Origin of the sequence: Bradyrhizobium sp. Leo170 (assembly GCF_004296405.1) — a bacterium.
Taxonomy (GTDB): domain Bacteria; phylum Pseudomonadota; class Alphaproteobacteria; order Rhizobiales; family Xanthobacteraceae; genus Bradyrhizobium.
In genome coordinates, this window is the sequence record NZ_PSRR01000840.1 from 1 (window position 1) to 613 (window position 613).

2 protein-coding genes are annotated in these 613 nt (G+C 65.4%); one reads left to right on the plus strand and one right to left on the minus strand.

Annotation, left to right across the window (positions count from 1 at the left end; translation table 11 throughout):
• A partial coding sequence (locus tag CWO89_RS45015; protein ID WP_245476888.1) for a chloride channel protein occupies positions 1-289 on the minus strand: 289 nt, incomplete at its 3' end.
• Positions 290-295: 6 nt separating this feature from the next.
• Here CWO89_RS45015 and CWO89_RS47445 point away from each other — a divergent pair.
• Positions 296-613 (plus strand): hypothetical protein (locus tag CWO89_RS47445; RefSeq protein ID WP_207234730.1); only part of this gene is annotated, 318 nt, incomplete at its 3' end.

A 613-nucleotide genomic window follows, 5' to 3' on the forward strand; every position in this document is an offset into this window, starting at 1 on the left:
CGTCCGCCCAGCAGAGCCGGCCGACGCGCGCGGTGAAGGCCGCGATGCCGGCGCCCATCTGGACGGTCGGCCCTTCGCGGCCCAGCGCCAGCCCGGAACCGATCGCCAGGATTCCGCCGATGAATTTCACTGGCACCAGGATAAACGGAGCCGGCGGCACCTGCCCGTGCAGAACAGCTTCGACATGCGGAATGCCGCTGCCCGACGCGTGCGGCGAGAACCGCCGCACCATCCACGCCGCAAGCAGCGTCGCGCCAGCGCATGCGCCCACGACAATCAGGAATCCCAAGATGCCGTGACCATGCGCCCAGGCGATGGTCGCATCGCGCAAGCGATCGGCCTGCCCGAGCAAGAGGCGGAAGTTCGCCCCGACGCATCCGGTGACGGCCCCAACGACGAGGGCCGCCGCCACGAGGCCCAACAGGCTGCGACCTTCGTCTGCGACTACGCGCTCATCGTCAGGCTTGTGGTCCACGGCTGCCCTGAACTTTCCATGTGTTTCGCGCGGAACAAGTTTGGCCGAAATCGCCGGCGAATTGAAACCGGCAAGAGCGATTTCTTGCAAGGAAATTTGTTCAACGATTTCAAGCTGATTTGCCCCGTCCAGTCCTCG